Genomic DNA, 16,343 nt, shown 5'->3' on the forward strand with positions numbered 1-16,343 from the left:
AAAAAGCGCGGCATACCGGTTATCGCGGGAGGAGCGGGCTTTTCGTTCATCCCCGAAGGGATTTTACGGTATCTCGGCGCAGACTGGGGCGTTTACGGCCCCGGGGAGCGGGTGCTCGTCACGCTGCTCGACAGCCTTGAACAGAATCCCCCTCGGGTGGGAACGGTATTCGACGGCTGGGAAGCGGGATTTGATCCGGACATCGATCACCAGAGAGCGCCGGTCATCGACTATGGACGGTATACTGCAAACCGCGGCCTTCTCGGTTTTGAAACCCAGAAGGGGTGCCACGAATCGTGCTCCTTCTGTTCCGAGGGTAACAAACGTGTCCTGTTCAAAAAACCGGAAAAAATCGTTCAGGAACTGCGAGAACTCGCGCGGCAGGGTTTTACCGATTTTCACCTGTGCGACTCGGAATTCAACCAGAACCTCGATCACTGCAAGGCATTCCTCGGGAACCTCATCGGCAGGGGGCCGGAATTTTTGTGGGCCGTGTACATGAAGGTTGCGCCTTACGATGACGAGCTGTTCTCTCTTCTCAGGAAAAGCGGGGTGCAACTTATAACCCTTTCCGTACCAACCGGGCAAAACTCTTTCGAACACGCACGTGAGACAGGGCGACTGTCGAAAAAGCACGGTATCAAGCTCGCGGTCGATTTTCTCTGCGGCTTTCCCGGCGATACGGTGCAATCGGTGAAAGAGAGCCTCGAAAATCTGCGGAGGATAGAACCTGCAACTGTCGGTATAAACACATATTTCCGTCTCGGCCCGAAACTGCCGGTTACGAAGCGGATACTGGCATCTCCCGAATACACACAGCATCTTCTGGGAGCATTGCCCGAAGAAAATCCGGATTATGTCAAACCGGTTTTCTACAATCATATCACCGTGGAGATGCTCAGAGATATGGTCGGGGACGATCCCCTGTTCAAGATCGAAGGCTTCGAACAGACGAGCAATTACGAGCGGATACGTACAGGCGGGGTACAGTAATACTTACAGAGCCGGTATGTTATTGGAAACGGTGTAATCTTATTGATATGTGCGCCTGACGGATGCTTCAGGGAAATGTTACATGTATCATTTTTTACGGCCGGATTTTGATTTTTCCCAGGTGAAAATGACGACATCTCCGGGGCCAATATTGATGCCGGCTCCTGTGTTGATAAATGATTCCAGCGTTCCATCCTTTTGCACACGCTGAATCGCCGCATCTTTTTCCGTGTTGATAGTAAACTGCATATCATATTTGATGTTACTGTTGACGATAACGAGAAATTGCCGTCCACCGTTCTCCAGCCATGAAATGAGAGCGCTTTCCTCGTTGTTGAAATTTTCTATACTGGTAAAAGGGGGCATTACGGTAAACGGCTTTGTTCCCCGAGGGAGAACCGGGCCGGAATGCCCGACCGAAAGGACTTTCGCTCCGATAAAAACTCCGGCAAGATTCTGAATTTCCTCGTTGATCTGTTTTACCCGCTCATATACCACCGTTCTCTTGCCATCCGTTTCGATCGGGCCCTGGTGGAAATTCCACGTCGTGCTCCTGGGTGTCCAGTACGTAAAATACTGGATTCCCTGAGCGCCATAGGCCAGGTCACTGTAAATCTGGACCCGGAGATGAGATAGTGTGGGAACCGGATAAGGATCATGGGCAACCGCAAGAGCAAAAGCCCAGAACGGCTTGTTTGCCTTTCTGGAAGCTGCCGAGATTATTTCGAGATTCTCGTACCATTCGGGACGGAGCTTGTCGCCGATGACAGGGTAATGGTCGAAGGTGATGACCTGTACCGGTATGGTTCTGACGAATTCATCCACATATTCACGGTAGGTTGGAGTTCCGAGCTGCTCTGCCGTGGCATAATTGGGGAAAAGATTAATGTAGCAGAAATGCTCGTCGTCAACAGCCCGTATCCGTTTCACCCAGGCCGCAAGGTCGGGAAAATCCTTTGCATTGGGCTCGTCACGGAGATAGTATCCCGCCAGCGCCGGGTGGTTTTTGAAACGCCGGGCAATCCCCTCGGGGTCTTTACTGAGCTCGGGAATGCTGATGAACAGTTTGACGTTTGCGGCTTTCGCGATATCGAGGGCTTTTGCCATTGCATCGGCATCGGGGAAACCGGAGAAGCTCTGGTTGAATCCTGCATCCGCCATCTCGCGGTACCGTGAATATATCGTATGTTCTGCGGGCGGTCCCAGCCATGCGAGAATGGGAAGCGGGTCAGGTGATTTTAACCGGGCAGGCTGCGAAATGACAGGTGCGGACAATAAAACTAATGCAGAAACAGGCCAAATCCATTTAATCAAATCTTTTACCATTATTATCTCCTCCGAAATAAATTTGAAATCCACCAGAAAAATACGAGAAATATTATAAAACCTCAACAATGAAAATCATCAATTTCTTTTTCATTGAACCGGTCACAAAGATTTACAATGCCGGGAAAACAACAAATTTTGTCATCTGATTCAAGAGGCTGTTTCTTTTATCCAAAAAAAGTATTAAACTACTCAGGTACGGATTCATACTCTTTTCTGCTTTTACAACGACATGTGCGATTTTATACTTTTTTACCCTGATATGACGGCGTGAAGGAGGATACGGTATGGCCAGCGGCGCCAATTACGTGATTGGAATCGACTTCGGAACCGATTCGGTGCGGTCGCTCATAGTAAATGCCGAAAACGGCGAGGAGCTCGCAACCGCGGTTCATCATTTCACACGGTGGAAAGAGGGAAAATACTGCAATCCCGGAAAAAACAGGTTCCGTCAGCATCCCCTCGATCATATGGAAGGACTCGAAAAAACCATACGGGAATCCCTTCGGCAGGCTCCTCGCGGCGCTGCCGAATCGATCAAGGGAATTTCGGTGGATACCACCGGTTCGACCCCGGGGCCGGTAACCCGCGATGGAACAGCGCTCGGACTTGTTCCCGGATTCGAAGACAATCCCGATGCGCTCTTTGTTCTTTGGAAGGATCATACCGCCGTTGCCGAAGCTGAGGAGATCAATCATCTGGCGCGCTCATGGGGTGGCGTCGATTTCACCATGTATGTCGGTGGAATCTATTCTTCGGAATGGTTCTGGGCGAAGATGCTCCATGTTCTCAGAGAGAACAGCCATGTGCGCGAGGCCGCATTCTCATGGATTGAACACTGCGACTGGGTGACCGGTATTCTCACGGGTAACACGGCCCCCCTCACCATGAAACGGAGCCGTTGCGCGGCGGGTCACAAAGCCATGTGGCATGCATCGTTTGACGGGCTGCCTTCGCAGGATTTCCTCGCCCGTCTCGATCCGCTACTTTCAGGGATTCGCGAGCGACTCTATACCGAGACCTGTACCTCCGATGTTGTGGCCGGAACATTGTGCGCCGAATGGTCAAAACGGCTCGATCTTCCGGCAGGAATCCCCGTGGGTGTCGGTGCGTTCGACGCTCATATGGGTGCGGTCGGCGGCGCAATCAGGCCCTATGCCCTCTCCAAGGTTATCGGAACATCCACCTGCGATATGCTTGTCGCGCCGATGGAGGATATGGGTGACCGGCTTATACGGGGCATCTGCGGGCAGGTGGACGGCTCGATAATCCCCGGAATGCTCGGCATGGAAGCAGGACAGTCGGCGTTCGGAGACATCTATGCATGGTTCAGGGATGTGCTTGCCTGGCCACTCCGAAAGGGTATGTGCGGTGACGCCGCGAATGATGCCCGATCGATTGAACAGGCGGTTGATCGTATCATACCCGGGCTGACCGCAGAAGCGGAAAAACTCCCCATCGACGGGAACGGCATTGTCGCTCTCGACTGGATGAACGGCAGACGGACACCCGATGCCAACCAGATGCTCAAGGGTGCCATAACGGGTCTCAATCTCGGAAGCTCCGCCCCTGCGATATTCAGGGCGCTCATCGAGGCGACCGCGTTCGGTTCGAAAAAGATCGTGGAGCGCTTCGAATCCGAGGGAGTACCGATCAAAGAGGTTATCGCACTCGGCGGAGTAGCGAAAAAGTCGCCCTTTGTCATGCAGGTGCTCGCCGATGTGCTCAACCGGAATATCAGGGTGGCGAAATCCGAGCAGACCTGCGCGCTTGGCGCTGCAATGTTTGCAGCTACAGCCGGAGGAATCCACGGGAATGTCGAGAAAGCCATCGAAAAGATGGGAAGCGGATTCGAGCACGAATACAAACCTGATAAGGACCGTGCCGGACAGTACGGGATACTTTACGAGAGATACGGCAGGCTCGGCGCTTTTATCGAGGATGAAACAACGCGTGGGAAAAGGGGATAATCACATGACATCCCTCAAAGAACTCAGGGAGCGGGTCTGGGAAGCGAATATGGAGCTTCCCCGTCGTAACCTCGTTATCTACACCTTCGGGAACGCGAGCGGCATCGACCGTGACCGCGGGGTGTTCGCCATCAAACCGAGCGGTGTACCGTACGAGGACCTGACACCGGACAGCATGGTGCTCGTCGACCTCGAAAACACAGTTGTGGAAGGAACTCTTAATCCCTCGTCGGATACAAAAACCCATACGGTATTATACAGGAATTTCCCATCCATAGGGGGCATCGTCCATACCCATTCGCCATATGCAACCGCATGGGCGCAAGCCAAGAAATCCATACCCTGCCTGGGGACTACCCAGGCTGACCACATGCCGGGTAACATCCCATGTACGCTTGTTATGAGCGATGAACGGATTCAGCGTGATTATGAGGAAGAAACCGGTAACCAGATTCTCGAATGTTTCCGGAATAACTCATATGAGGACACCGAAATGGTGCTCGTGGCATGCCACGGACCTTTCACCTGGGGTACAACTCCCGAAAAGGCCGTCTACAACAGCGTGGTACTCGAAGAACTGGCACGTATCGCTTTCATTACTACGCTTATAAACCCGGCGGTACAGCCCCTGAAGGAGTCGCTGATTTCCGTGCACTACAGCCGCAAACATGGCACAGGCGCCACCTATGGCCAGACATCACCGAAGAAAGGAGCATGATAATATGATCAATATGCCTGAAGTTAAGATGGGAATTGTCGCAGTGAGCCGTGATTGTTTCCCGATTGAGCTGTCGAGAAAACGCAAAAACATGGTTGTGGCGGAATGCGCAAAGAAACGCATCCCGCTTGTTGACTGTGAAACGATTGTCGAAAACGAATGCGATGTTCTGAAGGCGCTCGACGAGCTCAACGAAAAGGGAGTCAATGCGCTCGTGGTCTATCTCGGTAATTTCGGCCCCGAAGGCCCGCTCTCGATGCTTGCCGAGCTTTTCGACGGCCCTTCCATGCTTGTCGGCTCGGCGGAAGAGACGAAGAACGATCTCATCGACGGCCGCGGGGATGCTTTCTGCGGGATGCTCAATGCCTCGTACAATATGGCGCTCAGATATGTCCGTCCCTATATCCCTGAATACCCTGTGGGGCTTCCCGCCGAGATTGCGGATAAAATCGCTGATTTCATGCCGACCGCCCGGGTGCTCCTGGGAGTCGGATCACTCAAGATTTTCTCATTCGGTCCCCGGCCGCAGGATTTTCTCGCCTGCAATGCGCCTGTCAAGCCTCTGTACGATCTGGGGATTGAAATCATGGAAAACAGCGAGCTCGATCTCCTCGATATATTCAACCGCGCCGACAATCCCGCCGCGATAGAGGCAATCGCCCGTGATATGGCCAAAGAACTCGGCCATGGCAACAACTATCCGGATATGCTCATCAAGCTGGCGCGGTACGAGTACGCGCTCCTCAAATTTGTGGAGGACAATCTGGGCGCATCCGAATACGGCATTCTTGCCAACAAGTGCTGGCCGGCGTTCGAGAAATATTTCGGATTCGTTCCGTGCTATGTCAATTCACGGCTTGCGGGCCGCGGGATACCGGTATCGTGCGAAGTCGATATCTACGGCGCCCTGAGCGAATACATGGTCTCGGCGGCGACCGATTTTCCCGCCACGCTGCTCGACATCAACAACACCGTACCACCCGATATGATCGAGGAGTCACGCGCGGTTGTCGGGGATTATAAACCGACCGACCTGTTCATGGGATTCCACTGCGGAAACACCGCCTCGTCATGCATGGCCACCTTTGCCCTCAAACACCAGATTATCATGAAACGGCTTATGGAGCCCGAAAGCGAGCCCGACATCACCCGTGGAACCCTCGATGGTATCATCAGACCGGGTGACATCACCATTTTCAGGCTTCAGGGCACCGCCGACACCGAACTCCGGTCGTACGTGGCCCAGGGCGAAGTCCTCGATATCGATCCGCGGTCTCACGGGAGCATCGGGGTATTCGCCGTCCGCGAAATGGGGCGGTTCTACCGTCATGTGCTCATCGGGAAGCAGTTTCCGCACCATACCGCTGTCGGATTCAAACATGCAGGCAAAGCGCTCTTCAACGCGGTTACCATGCTCGGTATCGACGACATTTCTCATAACCATCCGCACGGGGTATACTATCCGGACGAAAATCCGTACGGATGATAAAGCGCAGTCCAACTTCAATTTGAAAGGGAAACCCAGCGGTTTCCCTTTTTCTTTTATCTGGCTATTCAATAGAGCGTAAATTTATTTACACGTTAAAGTGTCATTCCCGTGAAAACGGGAATCCATTATCTATTGTTTATGTATGGCTTATGACAGAGCGATGGTAATACTGGATTCCCAATTCACTGCGTTCTTGGGAATGACAATACTTATACAATATATTTGCGATTATAAGCCAATAACTGTCCAGATTGTTTTATTATAATAATACTCTTGTTATAATTCTCAGTATTAGTCTGATAACAAACATAGTATTACAATATTATTTACATATACTTAAAAAATTATTCAGAGAGCATATCCCGTATCCTGATCAGCCGCCCGAATTCCGCATCCGGGGGAGTCGTATCGGAAACTCCCAGAATAAACCGTGACCGTCCCTTCACCGCTTCTATGGTCGTGTCCATGAACCGCTCGAAGTTATCCGCCGGATAATCGGGCATGAGTATCACGCTCGGTATTCCGCCCCAGACAGTCATGCCTTCTGTTTTCTCAAGCACCTCGTGGATATCGGATTTGGTCATGGGAGCGGTCGCCACCGCTTCGAGAATGTCGATTCCTGTCCGGCGGTAGAGATCGAAGAGTGCCTGGTTTTCGCCATCGGCATGAATGAGAACATATTTTCCCTGTTCATGAGCCATCCCGGCAAATCGTACTATCCACGGCATGATATGCTCCTCGTAAAACGGCGGATAGGTGATGGTCTCGTCCATATTGGCGCCGAACATGACAATCTCACCGGGAGATGCCGCCGCAAGTGGCATCAACTGTTCGAAATAACAGCCGATAGCATCCGCAAGCGCCTTCAGCTTGTCCGGAGTATCCATCATCGCCATGTAAAACATATTCATCTCCATGAGGTCGCGCATTATGTACTGCATGGGAGAACCCGGCATGCTGCCGTTTGCAACGACAACGGTATCCTCACCCGTTTCGTCAATCATCGCCAGCAATCCCCCGTATGAGGGCTCGACTTCGAGATGCTCGAAAAGGTATATAAGCGGTGCGTAATCCTCGTCACCCTTACATGCGTGTTCTGTAATCCATGATATGGTTGCACCGGAGGCACGCATTTCTTCAGTTCGTTCGAAGCTCACACGAACTGTGCCCTTCGGCGTCCGGTATGAAACCGTCGTCGTATATTCGTCAGACTCGATTTTCCGCTCGACACTCCGCAGTTCGACGTGATACGGCACCTGAGGAAGGTGATAGATGCCGATTCCACGGTCGGCCATCTGCGATGGGTCCCCGGGACGTATATAGTCTGGAACGACGAGATGACCGCCAACGCCGAGCTGCCGCGAGATATCGAGTGGGATCGCGCAGTCATGGTACTCTTCGGGCAGGGTTCCGCGGTACTGGTGAGCGTTGAACCAGATATCGAAGCGCGGCGCATAGGGAAGTATCTCGGGAATAACACCCTGTACGGTTCTCAGTAGGTCAGTTTTATGGCCCATTGTCTCTCTCCCAGAATATTAACATTCAGTCTCGCTCCAATTTCACAACAGTCTCGATATGAAATGTGTGGGGGAACATATCCACCGGAACAATTCTTTCAACGGAATAACCGTTTTCGGCGAATATTTTAAGATCACGGGCCAGTGTTGCCGGATTACATGAAATATAGACAATAGTGGATGCCCCAGGCGAACATACAGCTCGAACCGCCTTAAGACCGAGCCCCGTTCGCGGCGGGTCGATAAAAAGCACATCCGTTCCCTTCAGTGAGTCGATCACTTCCTGAGCTGTGCCCTTGACCGCCCTGAACCGTGAGAATCCTCCGTTCCGGGCATTGTAGATGCTGTCCCTGACCGCCGTTCCGGACACATCGAAGAGAAAAATATCTGTATCGGTAGGCGGAACGCCGAGCGAAAACAGCCCCACACCTCCGTATCCGTCGACAAGCTTTTGCCTGGAGTGTACGCCGGTCATTTCAGTGACTATATTCACCAGACTCTCGGTCTGGGGTATATTGATCTGAAAAAAGGAGCGCTCTTCGATTCTGAAGAGTTTTCCGTTCACTGTCTCGTACCGGTGACGGTCGCCATAGGTTTTCAGGTGACGGAGAGTATTTTCCCCACCGGTAATCCAGAGGCTTACACCGGCAAGATTCTCTATTTCTGTCAGCATGGTCTCTGCCAGCCCGGAACAGCCAGCTTCCGACCCAAAAACCATGCTGACGAGAGACGAGGGATGATTATGGGCGGCGCGGATGGTCAGCTCACGGATATCGGTGCGTTGAAATCGTTCTGTGAGAAGGCTGCGGAGAGCCACAGCGATATCATTTACCCGGTCTTCCGCCACGGGGCAGGATAGAATATCGACAATACGGTGCGACCGTCGCTCGTTATAACCGAATACGAGGCCCTGCGATGTCCGTTCCACAGGGTATCGCGCCACCGTACGATAATTACGGTCATTCGGTGAGGCATGGCACGGTTCGACTTCCGGGAGCTCGATACCGCCGATGCGTTTCAGCGTTTCCGAGACAATCGTCCGTTTCCAGGTGACCTGTGCCGGATAATCAACCGTCTGCCACTGGCACCCGCCGCACTGCGAAGCATACGGGCAGAAAGGCTCGACACGATCCGGTGAAGGGGTAACCAGTTCGCGTAACTCCCCTCGCATGAACGAACCCTTGTCCTGAAGTATTTCGATCCGGGCAACATCCCCCGGAACACCATCGGGCACGAATACCACGCGGCCGTCTGCATGACATACGGCATCCCCGCCATAGGCGAGGGATTCGATGGTAACGGTTTCTTCACTATGAGATATTGCCGGGTTCAATTCCATTCCGGATACACCGCCTTGATACGATATGTAAACGATTATTATATGCTACTTCAGGCTATATGGATCCATCGACCTGTCGAATGTTCTGACATCGTTTCTGATTGCGTTGAACAGCAGTCTGTTCTGAGTTTCGTTATACTCATGGCTGAAACGCTCCGCATTATAAAGATTCCCCGTATAGAACCGGTCGAACAGGAGAACGACGATCAATCCCGCATCGAGCCAGTTCTCGGACTGAATCGACCGGACAGTCGAATAAACGATCGAGCCGTTGATTATGAAAGCCCCCATGCCGTTCAGAGGTTTCCCGGCATACGCCTGTCCCAGACCGGGCACAGCCATCGAGAGATACCGCGCCAGTCGTGGCGATTTACGGGGGATTTTTTTCTGTGCGCTAAGTCTCTTGTAGACTATACCTGATGCGCGGTCAATATTATCATGTACATTATCTGTTGGTTTGGTGTCAAGCAAGGCGCGGGCGCCCTCCCAGTTATAATTAGCCAGGGAGACCCACGTTTTCAGGTACCGCGCTTCCGCAATACTTTCCGGATCGCGGCCCATCAGAATTTCCTCATCGATTTCGAGTTGTGCACGGTCGTCGTCGTTCCGCAGGTGGAGACGGGCAAGATCGAGCCGTGCTTTCTCCGCCAGCTCCGAATCGAGGTTTCTGTCGAGAATACGTTCATAGAGAACCCGGGCTTTTTCGTGCTCGCCTTCGTACTCGAGCGATTTCCCCAGCCTGTAGAGTACATTGATATCCTGTTCCTGTGCCGGTGTGAAAAAAAGGTACAGCCTGAAGGATCGTTCCGCTTCACGCCACCGTCCGGACCGGAAGAAACGGTCGCCGTCGCTTCGTGCGCTGTCTGAAAGGATAGGGTTGGGAACGCCTCCGTTTTCGTTTTCATGGTATGGTAGAAGGCTGGCGAAACGCCGGGCAGCGATCTGACCCGGTAAAAGACCTTTTTGGTTTGCCTTCGTCACCATATATCGAACAGCGTTGTCGACAGACCGGTGGTTTTCAGTACGAGCCGAGATAATGGAACCATAGACATTTCCGGCATAATATCCTGCCGCTGCAGCGCTGAAAAAGGCGGCTTTTGTCCAAGGTCCCGTTCCGATGGCACGGAGAGCCAGTCCGGATGTTGCGCCGGTCACGCCGAAGGAGAACACGGCATCCCCGTACCGTCCGGTATATACTCTTCCGAGCCCGGGTACGAGAGCCGAGAGCGGACCCGAAATCCTCCCTTTTTTATGGATGTGTGTTCCAGTAGAATCAAGCGATGCCAGTACAGCCCGGCTTGCATCTTCAATCTCGCGGTCGCCGGATTCCGAAAGCCCCTCCAGAGTAAGCCGGGCGCCGGAAAAATCTCCCTGTCGAATAGTCGACCATGCCGAAATATAGGTATGAAAATAGTCTATTGAATTATATTCTATTATAGACTTCAAGGAGTTGGTATCGTTCAAGATTTCACTCTTTGCAAGATATTCCATAAGCGCTATGTTACCTGCTCCTTCGAATTTATCCCCTGCAAGTGTCCTTGCTTCGTGAAATGCCGCTGCAGCCCCGGAATAATGGCTACACTCATACAGTATCCAGCCGCCGTGCACGAGCGCTTCAATTCGTATCTCGGGAGGAAATGATTTTCCCGTAAGCGCATGGTATTCCTCCATGGCAAGCTTTGTTTCCCCGAGATGTGCCATGGAATCGGCAAATTTCAAAAATGAATCGGGGTGATTGAACAGAACTGAAGAAGTATCGAAGACGGCTTTGTACCCGCCGAACGAAGCACCCGGTGTTTGCGGCAGGCTTTTCGGATGAGCCGATCCCCAGAGAAGGTGGTCTGTTACCGGGTCGCTGAAACGGCCGTCGGCAATCGGATATTCGCCGTATATAAAGTAATTGCAGCGCATGAGCCGGTCAAAAGTTATCAACGTGGCCTGAAACGGGTCGGTCGTTTCAAAGGCGTCCATACTGAATCGTGAGCATGACGGGTTGAAATGGCAGGTGGGAACATCCTGTTCGGAGATGAAAAACCGGTAAAACCAGATCGCACCGCGGCTGGGCAAACCCGCTAAACGGGCGGCGGGATTTCTGCGACTGATATGCAGCGAATCCGCAGGTGTGTCCGCCCATGCGGTAAAAGCGCGAGCAAGCGAGAACACCACAAAAAAAAGGGCCGTGATCAAAAACATTTTCATATGATCATCCGGCCCTTTGTACTTTTTATGAACAGGCATCAGCCCAGATATTACCTCTTCAGGTTTTCTTCTTTCTCGATCTCGGTCATGGTCTTGCCAGAATATGCTTCGATACCATTCGCCAACCAGGGATAGAGTTGAATTATTGGAATAGGGTAAAGCTTTTCCATTGACCTGATTTTACGTTCTTTGAATTCTTTACCGACTCTGGGACCAATACAGCAGCTTGCAAGGAATCCTTTTCCGCCGGCTGCCTTGTATCCGTAATCATACGAAAGCCATAAACGGAATACCCCACCGACATAGGGAAGGAGAGGTAGAACTTCCATGATATTGATTTCGGAACCCTCGTTCATTTCCTGCCCAACACGTGGTCCGAGACAGCAGCTTCCCAGCATGGGTCCGATGCCACCTTTGGCATATACGGGAAGAGCCGCAATCATAATACCGAGCAGGAGTGCGCAGATTAAGATTACCCTGTACCCTTTTTTCATGTTACCCCCCTGTGATTTTTTAAAAATATATCGATTGAATATATTCTCAATACTTCTAACATCCATTATTTTATGATATTTAAGAGAAGAGAATCTTGAAGAAGAATACTTAACGCATATACTTGTGTTGTAAAAAACATTATAACGAACAGTAAGTCAAGCAAATTCGTCTTAATGAATAAAAATTTTATTCATTTTTTACTTTTGATTTTTCTCAAGAGTACTTTCGAGAATCCAGTTTGTATCGCTTTTTCCCGGGATGCGAAACACCTCATCTTCTATGATAACATTGAGCTGAACCCTCGATAACTCGGTTGATTCGACATAGAGATTTTCGTTTGAAACTGAGGATGTTGCTATTTTTGTAGGGAAAAACAATGAATCGCCGATGCTTTTAAACTCAAGAAACTTCGTCTGGCTGACAAGTTTGTTCTCCCGGTCGAAATGCTCCACAGCGCGGACTGTCCATGTCTTCGGGTCAACTGCAATAAGGACAAAATTGAACAGGAGCGGTTTTTTCGGCGATGCTTTCAGGATGAGATTACCCTGTACCATATCAGCGAGTTTAACTGAAAACGCATCATTTATAAGAGAAAGGATATTCCCGAAAAGCGGTTCGGGGCCTGTGATAAAACGCTCGAGTTCATTCATGCTTCCGGCTTCTTTATAAATACCTTTATTCTCGGCGGGGAAAAAGAGCCGAAACGTTGTGCCGTCGAATCCGACATACTGGTGATTGTCGCCTACGAATTCCACGAGAATATGGTCGGGTTTCCTGACCGCAAACGTACCAGAATAGCTCTGTTTCTCGCCTCCTGATTCAAATGATCTGGTTATTCTCCCCCGCGCCGAAAACACCCGCGAATAAGTCTGCATGACATGTGTTATTACATCCGTGGTGTTATAATCGTCGAAATCATCTGCGGCTCCCGAAACGGGGATTGTCATTCCAGACAGTATAAATGCCAGCAGAACACGGTGTCCGTAATTACATAAACTTTTCATTGTTTATCTCATTTCCCTAGTCATAACACCGTTTACCTTATATTACCGGAACCACGATATTGAATCATTCCGGTGGGATTCGTACCACGGAAGTCCCGGGGACAATGTCCACAGGGGCTTCGTATCCACCGAATCGTACCGTTACAACAGGCGCCTTTTTCACCCAGCGGACAGGCACAACACCTTCCTTTCCCGTAGCGCCGGAAAAGCGGCCGTCAACATATACCCGGACTCCCTCGACGGGTACATTTCGGCTGTCAAGAGCGGAAATCCTGGTAACAAACGATATTCTGCCGGTCCATACGTCCCCCTTGAAATCATAAAAATTCACCTCTCCGGCGCGGATTTTAAAACTGACGCGCTGTGTTGAAATACTGTTATCGTCGGGGCTTAAAATTTTACCCGCGCCCTCGAGGGGAGAAAAGTACAGCGACATCGGCGCCTGTGCGGTGAATTTTGTATCCCCCGCATCGGCGAAAGTGCAGTCAAAGGCATATATTGCTTTAATCCCATCGACAGTGGATATACGCACAGAAAGGTTTGCGTCTGTCCACGAGGTTTTCCCGGCCTGAACTTCCCATGTGGTTGTGTGATCGGTAAATACAATATTTCCGGGATTCCGGGACTTGATTTCTAGAGGATAGAACTGGAGCTGGTGCGGCAGGAAAAGGGTAAAAAAGTCTCGTGATGCAGGATGCCGCACACGAATCCTCGTCCATTCGGCCTGCGGAGTATTCGAATATGTTTTTCCTGGGATTGACGTTTTCACCGAGGCAAGCACTTTCCATGATTCGGACCACGCCGCCGGGGGATACACGCTCCGGCTTTTTGAAAAGCCCCCGGAATCCGCAGTACCGGCAGAATCACCGATTGATTTCGTGATCCATTCGGCATAAGTCTTTAAGGATAACTCTTTCGGCTTTTTCCACACCATGTCCTCGGCGATTTTCAAATCGCTGGCGGGATTGATATCGTTTTTCGAAAGCGAGACAGGACATGTACCCGGAACCAGTGTAGCCGGCACAAATGAGGTCTTTCCGCTGTATTGCCCTTGCCAGTTCAGGGGAGTCGGAGTCAGCCACAGTACCGATCCGCCCTCCCTGACATAGCTCGCGATTTTAGCACTGTTTTCCGCCAGGGCGCGCTCTATACCCGCCGATGTCTGTGCGCCGATGACCAGCGAGTTGTAAACTGACAGGTTCGTTTCACTCAAATCTTTGTATGTCAGTATTTCGCAGGGAATCTTCAGGCGACTGAGCATATCGACAGCCTCACGCGATTCACCGATCATACCCGTAAGGAGAGGCTCACGTCCCTGTGAGAGAATGTTCCGGAGCAAATCGGTTCCGCATGAAGGCCCCCTGGCGAGCGCATCTGCAATGAGATCGATAAACGAAACGGTGATAGTACCCGTACCCAGCTCGGCTCTCATTAAAAGCGGCCAGTCCCATGTGGTACTTTCCTCCGGTTTTACCGCCGTATAATCAAGCGAACCTTCACCGGGAAAATGGGCTTCGAGATCGACATCGTATCCGGTCAGGAGGTGAAGCACATTATCCTCGGCGCCGACTGTTTCCACCGGCATCCGGAGATTCCATTCGAGCGGGTATGAAGACTCGATCTGATCCCAGACGAGCAGCGCATCGGGCTTGAGGAACAGAATATGACGGTAGTATGAATCGGGAGGTATATCGCTCCGGGGCAAACGTACCTTGCCGGAAACATAATCTGCCATATCTGTCGTCATGAACTGGTTGATTCCCTCGGGGTAAAAATCGGCGGGGATTTTCGTTCCGGAGAAGGTTGTTTCCAAAGCCGGTTCGGGAAAATTTGCCGTATCCTGAAGAACGGGAGTATCGCCCAGTCCCCGTCTGGTGACGATGTTGTGACGCCAGGCTGCATCATTCATCCCATGTTCCGCACATTCGCTGCTTCCGGAAGAACCATCATGAACAATAAGAGGAATTCCTTTCCAGATGAACGATAAACTGCCGTCGCCGGAGTGATTCGCCAGCTCTCTCCCGGGGACACCATCAGCGCTTCCGAAATTCACAATCACCATACTCTCGTCGGGAGAGCCATAATCATACCGAAGCACAGTGTTTCCGCCACCTGCGATAGTGCTTTTCCCTTCCGGCATACTTTCGGGATTCGAGGTGTCGGCAAACAGCAGAACGAGGGGATCGACCGGCTGTCCGCATTGTTTCCAGAACCAGAGCAGATGGGATGCAACATCGGGAGCATGACCGCTGACATCCGCTGCAGCCAGTACCACCGTACTCCCGGAGACGGTGTTTCCGGTGCCTGCTGTCATGATAAATCCCCGAATATGGGGTGACTGCTGCGGCAGGAGGACATTCATGTCATGTTCGAGAACTTTCAGAAGCCGCGGGTTCGAGAAATAATCGTTAACCTTGGCGTTTTTAAATGCTTTGGCGGTAATAATAAGATATTCTTCCGCATACGAGGCATATTCCGGGCTGTCGGTAATCCACGCCCCATAATCATCGATGGAATTTTCAAGATTTTTTTCCAGGAACTGCTTCGAGTGGTCAATGTAATGCCTGAAATCCGGATCATCGGAGAAATTAAGCGAATAGAGCGCAGATGATGCCACAAGACGCATGGCTGTTGCGCCGAGGCACCAGGAATCGTCATTCCATGCGTATATATCATACTGAAGATACGTATCGAGTATCTGTTTCATGGATTTCCTGATCGATTCGCGCCCGACGATATCCCACAGGTTTGCCCCGGATACGAGATCATAGATGACAAGGGATTCGTAGAGCTTTGCCGAAGCTGAGTCGGAAAAAGCCCCGCGAATCTGGGGCAGGTTTTTCTTCGCCGCCGCAAGGGCATCTTCGACTCTTTTTTTCACCGAATCTCCCATGGCGGGATTCCCTGTCAACAGATAATTGACAGCCGTGGCAAGCCCGTAATCCTCGGAAAGGGTGTGGCTGAAAAGAGGATTTTGAAGATTTCTCCTGCCTCTGGCCATGTCCGCGTCCGTTACGAGGACACCTGCCCGTACGGCAGCCGTCATGCAGAGCAGCACGAGGAGAAACAGGAATATTTTGTGGACAGGTTTCATTATATATCCTTTGGGGAGGCGGTGAAAAGGTAATTTTTCCACCCGCATGACTCAATAATTCCGTGTATCATGTTTATGGTTTATGGTTATTTTTGCCTTGTGCCTTGTGCCTTTTTCTTAAAGATAAAACTTTTTACAGGGATTGTGCAAGATGAATACGTTTCCGGCAATCCCCTTTCTTGACACCTGTAATGGAAAG

At 51.2% G+C, this 16,343-nt stretch carries 11 protein-coding genes; 4 read left to right on the forward strand and 7 right to left on the reverse strand.

Annotation, left to right across the window (positions count from 1 at the left end):
* On the forward strand, positions 1-993 hold a 993-nt coding region (locus tag LLG96_04780), incomplete at its 5' end, for a radical SAM protein (GenBank protein MCE5249518.1).
* An 87-nt stretch (positions 994-1,080) separates the two neighbouring features.
* On the opposite strand, the gene LLG96_04785 is transcribed toward LLG96_04780, so the two are convergent.
* Positions 1,081-2,319, reverse strand: coding sequence for a beta-galactosidase (locus LLG96_04785; GenBank protein MCE5249519.1), 1,239 nt, complete (start codon positions 2,317-2,319; stop codon positions 1,081-1,083).
* A 287-nt stretch (positions 2,320-2,606) separates the two neighbouring features.
* Here LLG96_04785 and LLG96_04790 point away from each other — a divergent pair, with 287 nt between their 5' ends.
* The 3 genes from LLG96_04790 to LLG96_04800 are packed head-to-tail and all read left to right on the forward strand — an operon-like array spanning position 2,607 to position 6,493.
* On the forward strand, positions 2,607-4,289 hold the full coding sequence (locus LLG96_04790; GenBank protein ID MCE5249520.1) for a ribulokinase: 1,683 nt from the start codon (positions 2,607-2,609) through the stop codon (positions 4,287-4,289).
* Between the two features lie 4 nt (positions 4,290-4,293).
* Complete coding sequence (locus LLG96_04795; protein ID MCE5249521.1) at positions 4,294-5,007, forward strand: L-ribulose-5-phosphate 4-epimerase; 714 nt, start codon at positions 4,294-4,296, stop codon at positions 5,005-5,007.
* A 4-nt stretch (positions 5,008-5,011) separates the two neighbouring features.
* Entirely contained in the window at positions 5,012-6,493 is a 1,482-nt protein-coding gene (locus LLG96_04800; protein ID MCE5249522.1) for a fucose isomerase, read from the forward strand.
* Between the two features lie 347 nt (positions 6,494-6,840).
* Here the strand turns inward: LLG96_04800 and LLG96_04805 are convergent, their stop codons facing one another.
* From LLG96_04805 to LLG96_04830, 6 genes are all read right to left on the reverse strand, one after another.
* A complete protein-coding gene (locus LLG96_04805) occupies positions 6,841-8,013 on the reverse strand; it encodes a hypothetical protein (protein MCE5249523.1) in 1,173 nt (390 codons plus the stop codon).
* Positions 8,014-8,038: 25 nt separating this feature from the next.
* Positions 8,039-9,352, reverse strand: a complete 1,314-nt coding sequence (gene rlmD / locus LLG96_04810; GenBank protein ID MCE5249524.1) for a 23S rRNA (uracil(1939)-C(5))-methyltransferase RlmD — start codon at positions 9,350-9,352, stop codon at positions 8,039-8,041.
* A gap of 45 nt (positions 9,353-9,397) precedes the next feature.
* Positions 9,398-11,551 (reverse strand): membrane protein insertion efficiency factor YidD, encoded by a 2,154-nt coding sequence (gene yidD / locus LLG96_04815; GenBank protein ID MCE5249525.1) that lies wholly within the window; start codon positions 11,549-11,551, stop codon positions 9,398-9,400.
* 50 nt (positions 11,552-11,601) lie between these two features.
* Positions 11,602-12,045: a hypothetical protein gene (locus tag LLG96_04820; protein MCE5249526.1), complete on the reverse strand. Its 444-nt coding sequence runs from the start codon at positions 12,043-12,045 to the stop codon at positions 11,602-11,604.
* A gap of 198 nt (positions 12,046-12,243) precedes the next feature.
* Entirely contained in the window at positions 12,244-13,050 is an 807-nt protein-coding gene (locus tag LLG96_04825; GenBank protein MCE5249527.1) for a hypothetical protein, read from the reverse strand.
* Between the two features lie 64 nt (positions 13,051-13,114).
* Positions 13,115-16,144 (reverse strand): hypothetical protein, encoded by a 3,030-nt coding sequence (locus tag LLG96_04830; GenBank protein ID MCE5249528.1) that lies wholly within the window; start codon positions 16,142-16,144, stop codon positions 13,115-13,117.
* Between the last annotated feature and the right edge of the window lie 199 nt (positions 16,145-16,343).

It is taken from the genome of bacterium (assembly GCA_021372535.1).
Taxonomy (GTDB): Bacteria; Latescibacterota; Latescibacteria; order Latescibacterales; family Latescibacteraceae; genus JAFGMP01.

Excerpts from the sequence above, each read along its gene's own strand:
- LLG96_04785 (MCE5249519.1), bottom strand. The coding sequence starts at position 2,319 with ATGGTAAAAGATTTGATTAAATGGATTTGGCCTGTTTCTGCATTAGTT.
- LLG96_04790 (MCE5249520.1), top strand. The coding sequence starts at position 2,607 with ATGGCCAGCGGCGCCAATTACGTGATTGGAATCGACTTCGGAACCGAT.
- LLG96_04795 (MCE5249521.1), top strand. The coding sequence starts at position 4,294 with ATGACATCCCTCAAAGAACTCAGGGAGCGGGTCTGGGAAGCGAATATG.
- LLG96_04800 (MCE5249522.1), top strand. The coding sequence starts at position 5,012 with ATGATCAATATGCCTGAAGTTAAGATGGGAATTGTCGCAGTGAGCCGT.
- LLG96_04805 (MCE5249523.1), bottom strand. The coding sequence starts at position 8,013 with ATGGGCCATAAAACTGACCTACTGAGAACCGTACAGGGTGTTATTCCC.
- rlmD (MCE5249524.1), bottom strand. The coding sequence starts at position 9,352 with ATGGAATTGAACCCGGCAATATCTCATAGTGAAGAAACCGTTACCATC.
- yidD (MCE5249525.1), bottom strand. The coding sequence starts at position 11,551 with ATGAAAATGTTTTTGATCACGGCCCTTTTTTTTGTGGTGTTCTCGCTT.
- LLG96_04820 (MCE5249526.1), bottom strand. The coding sequence starts at position 12,045 with ATGAAAAAAGGGTACAGGGTAATCTTAATCTGCGCACTCCTGCTCGGT.
- LLG96_04825 (MCE5249527.1), bottom strand. The coding sequence starts at position 13,050 with ATGAAAAGTTTATGTAATTACGGACACCGTGTTCTGCTGGCATTTATA.
- LLG96_04830 (MCE5249528.1), bottom strand. The coding sequence starts at position 16,144 with ATGAAACCTGTCCACAAAATATTCCTGTTTCTCCTCGTGCTGCTCTGC.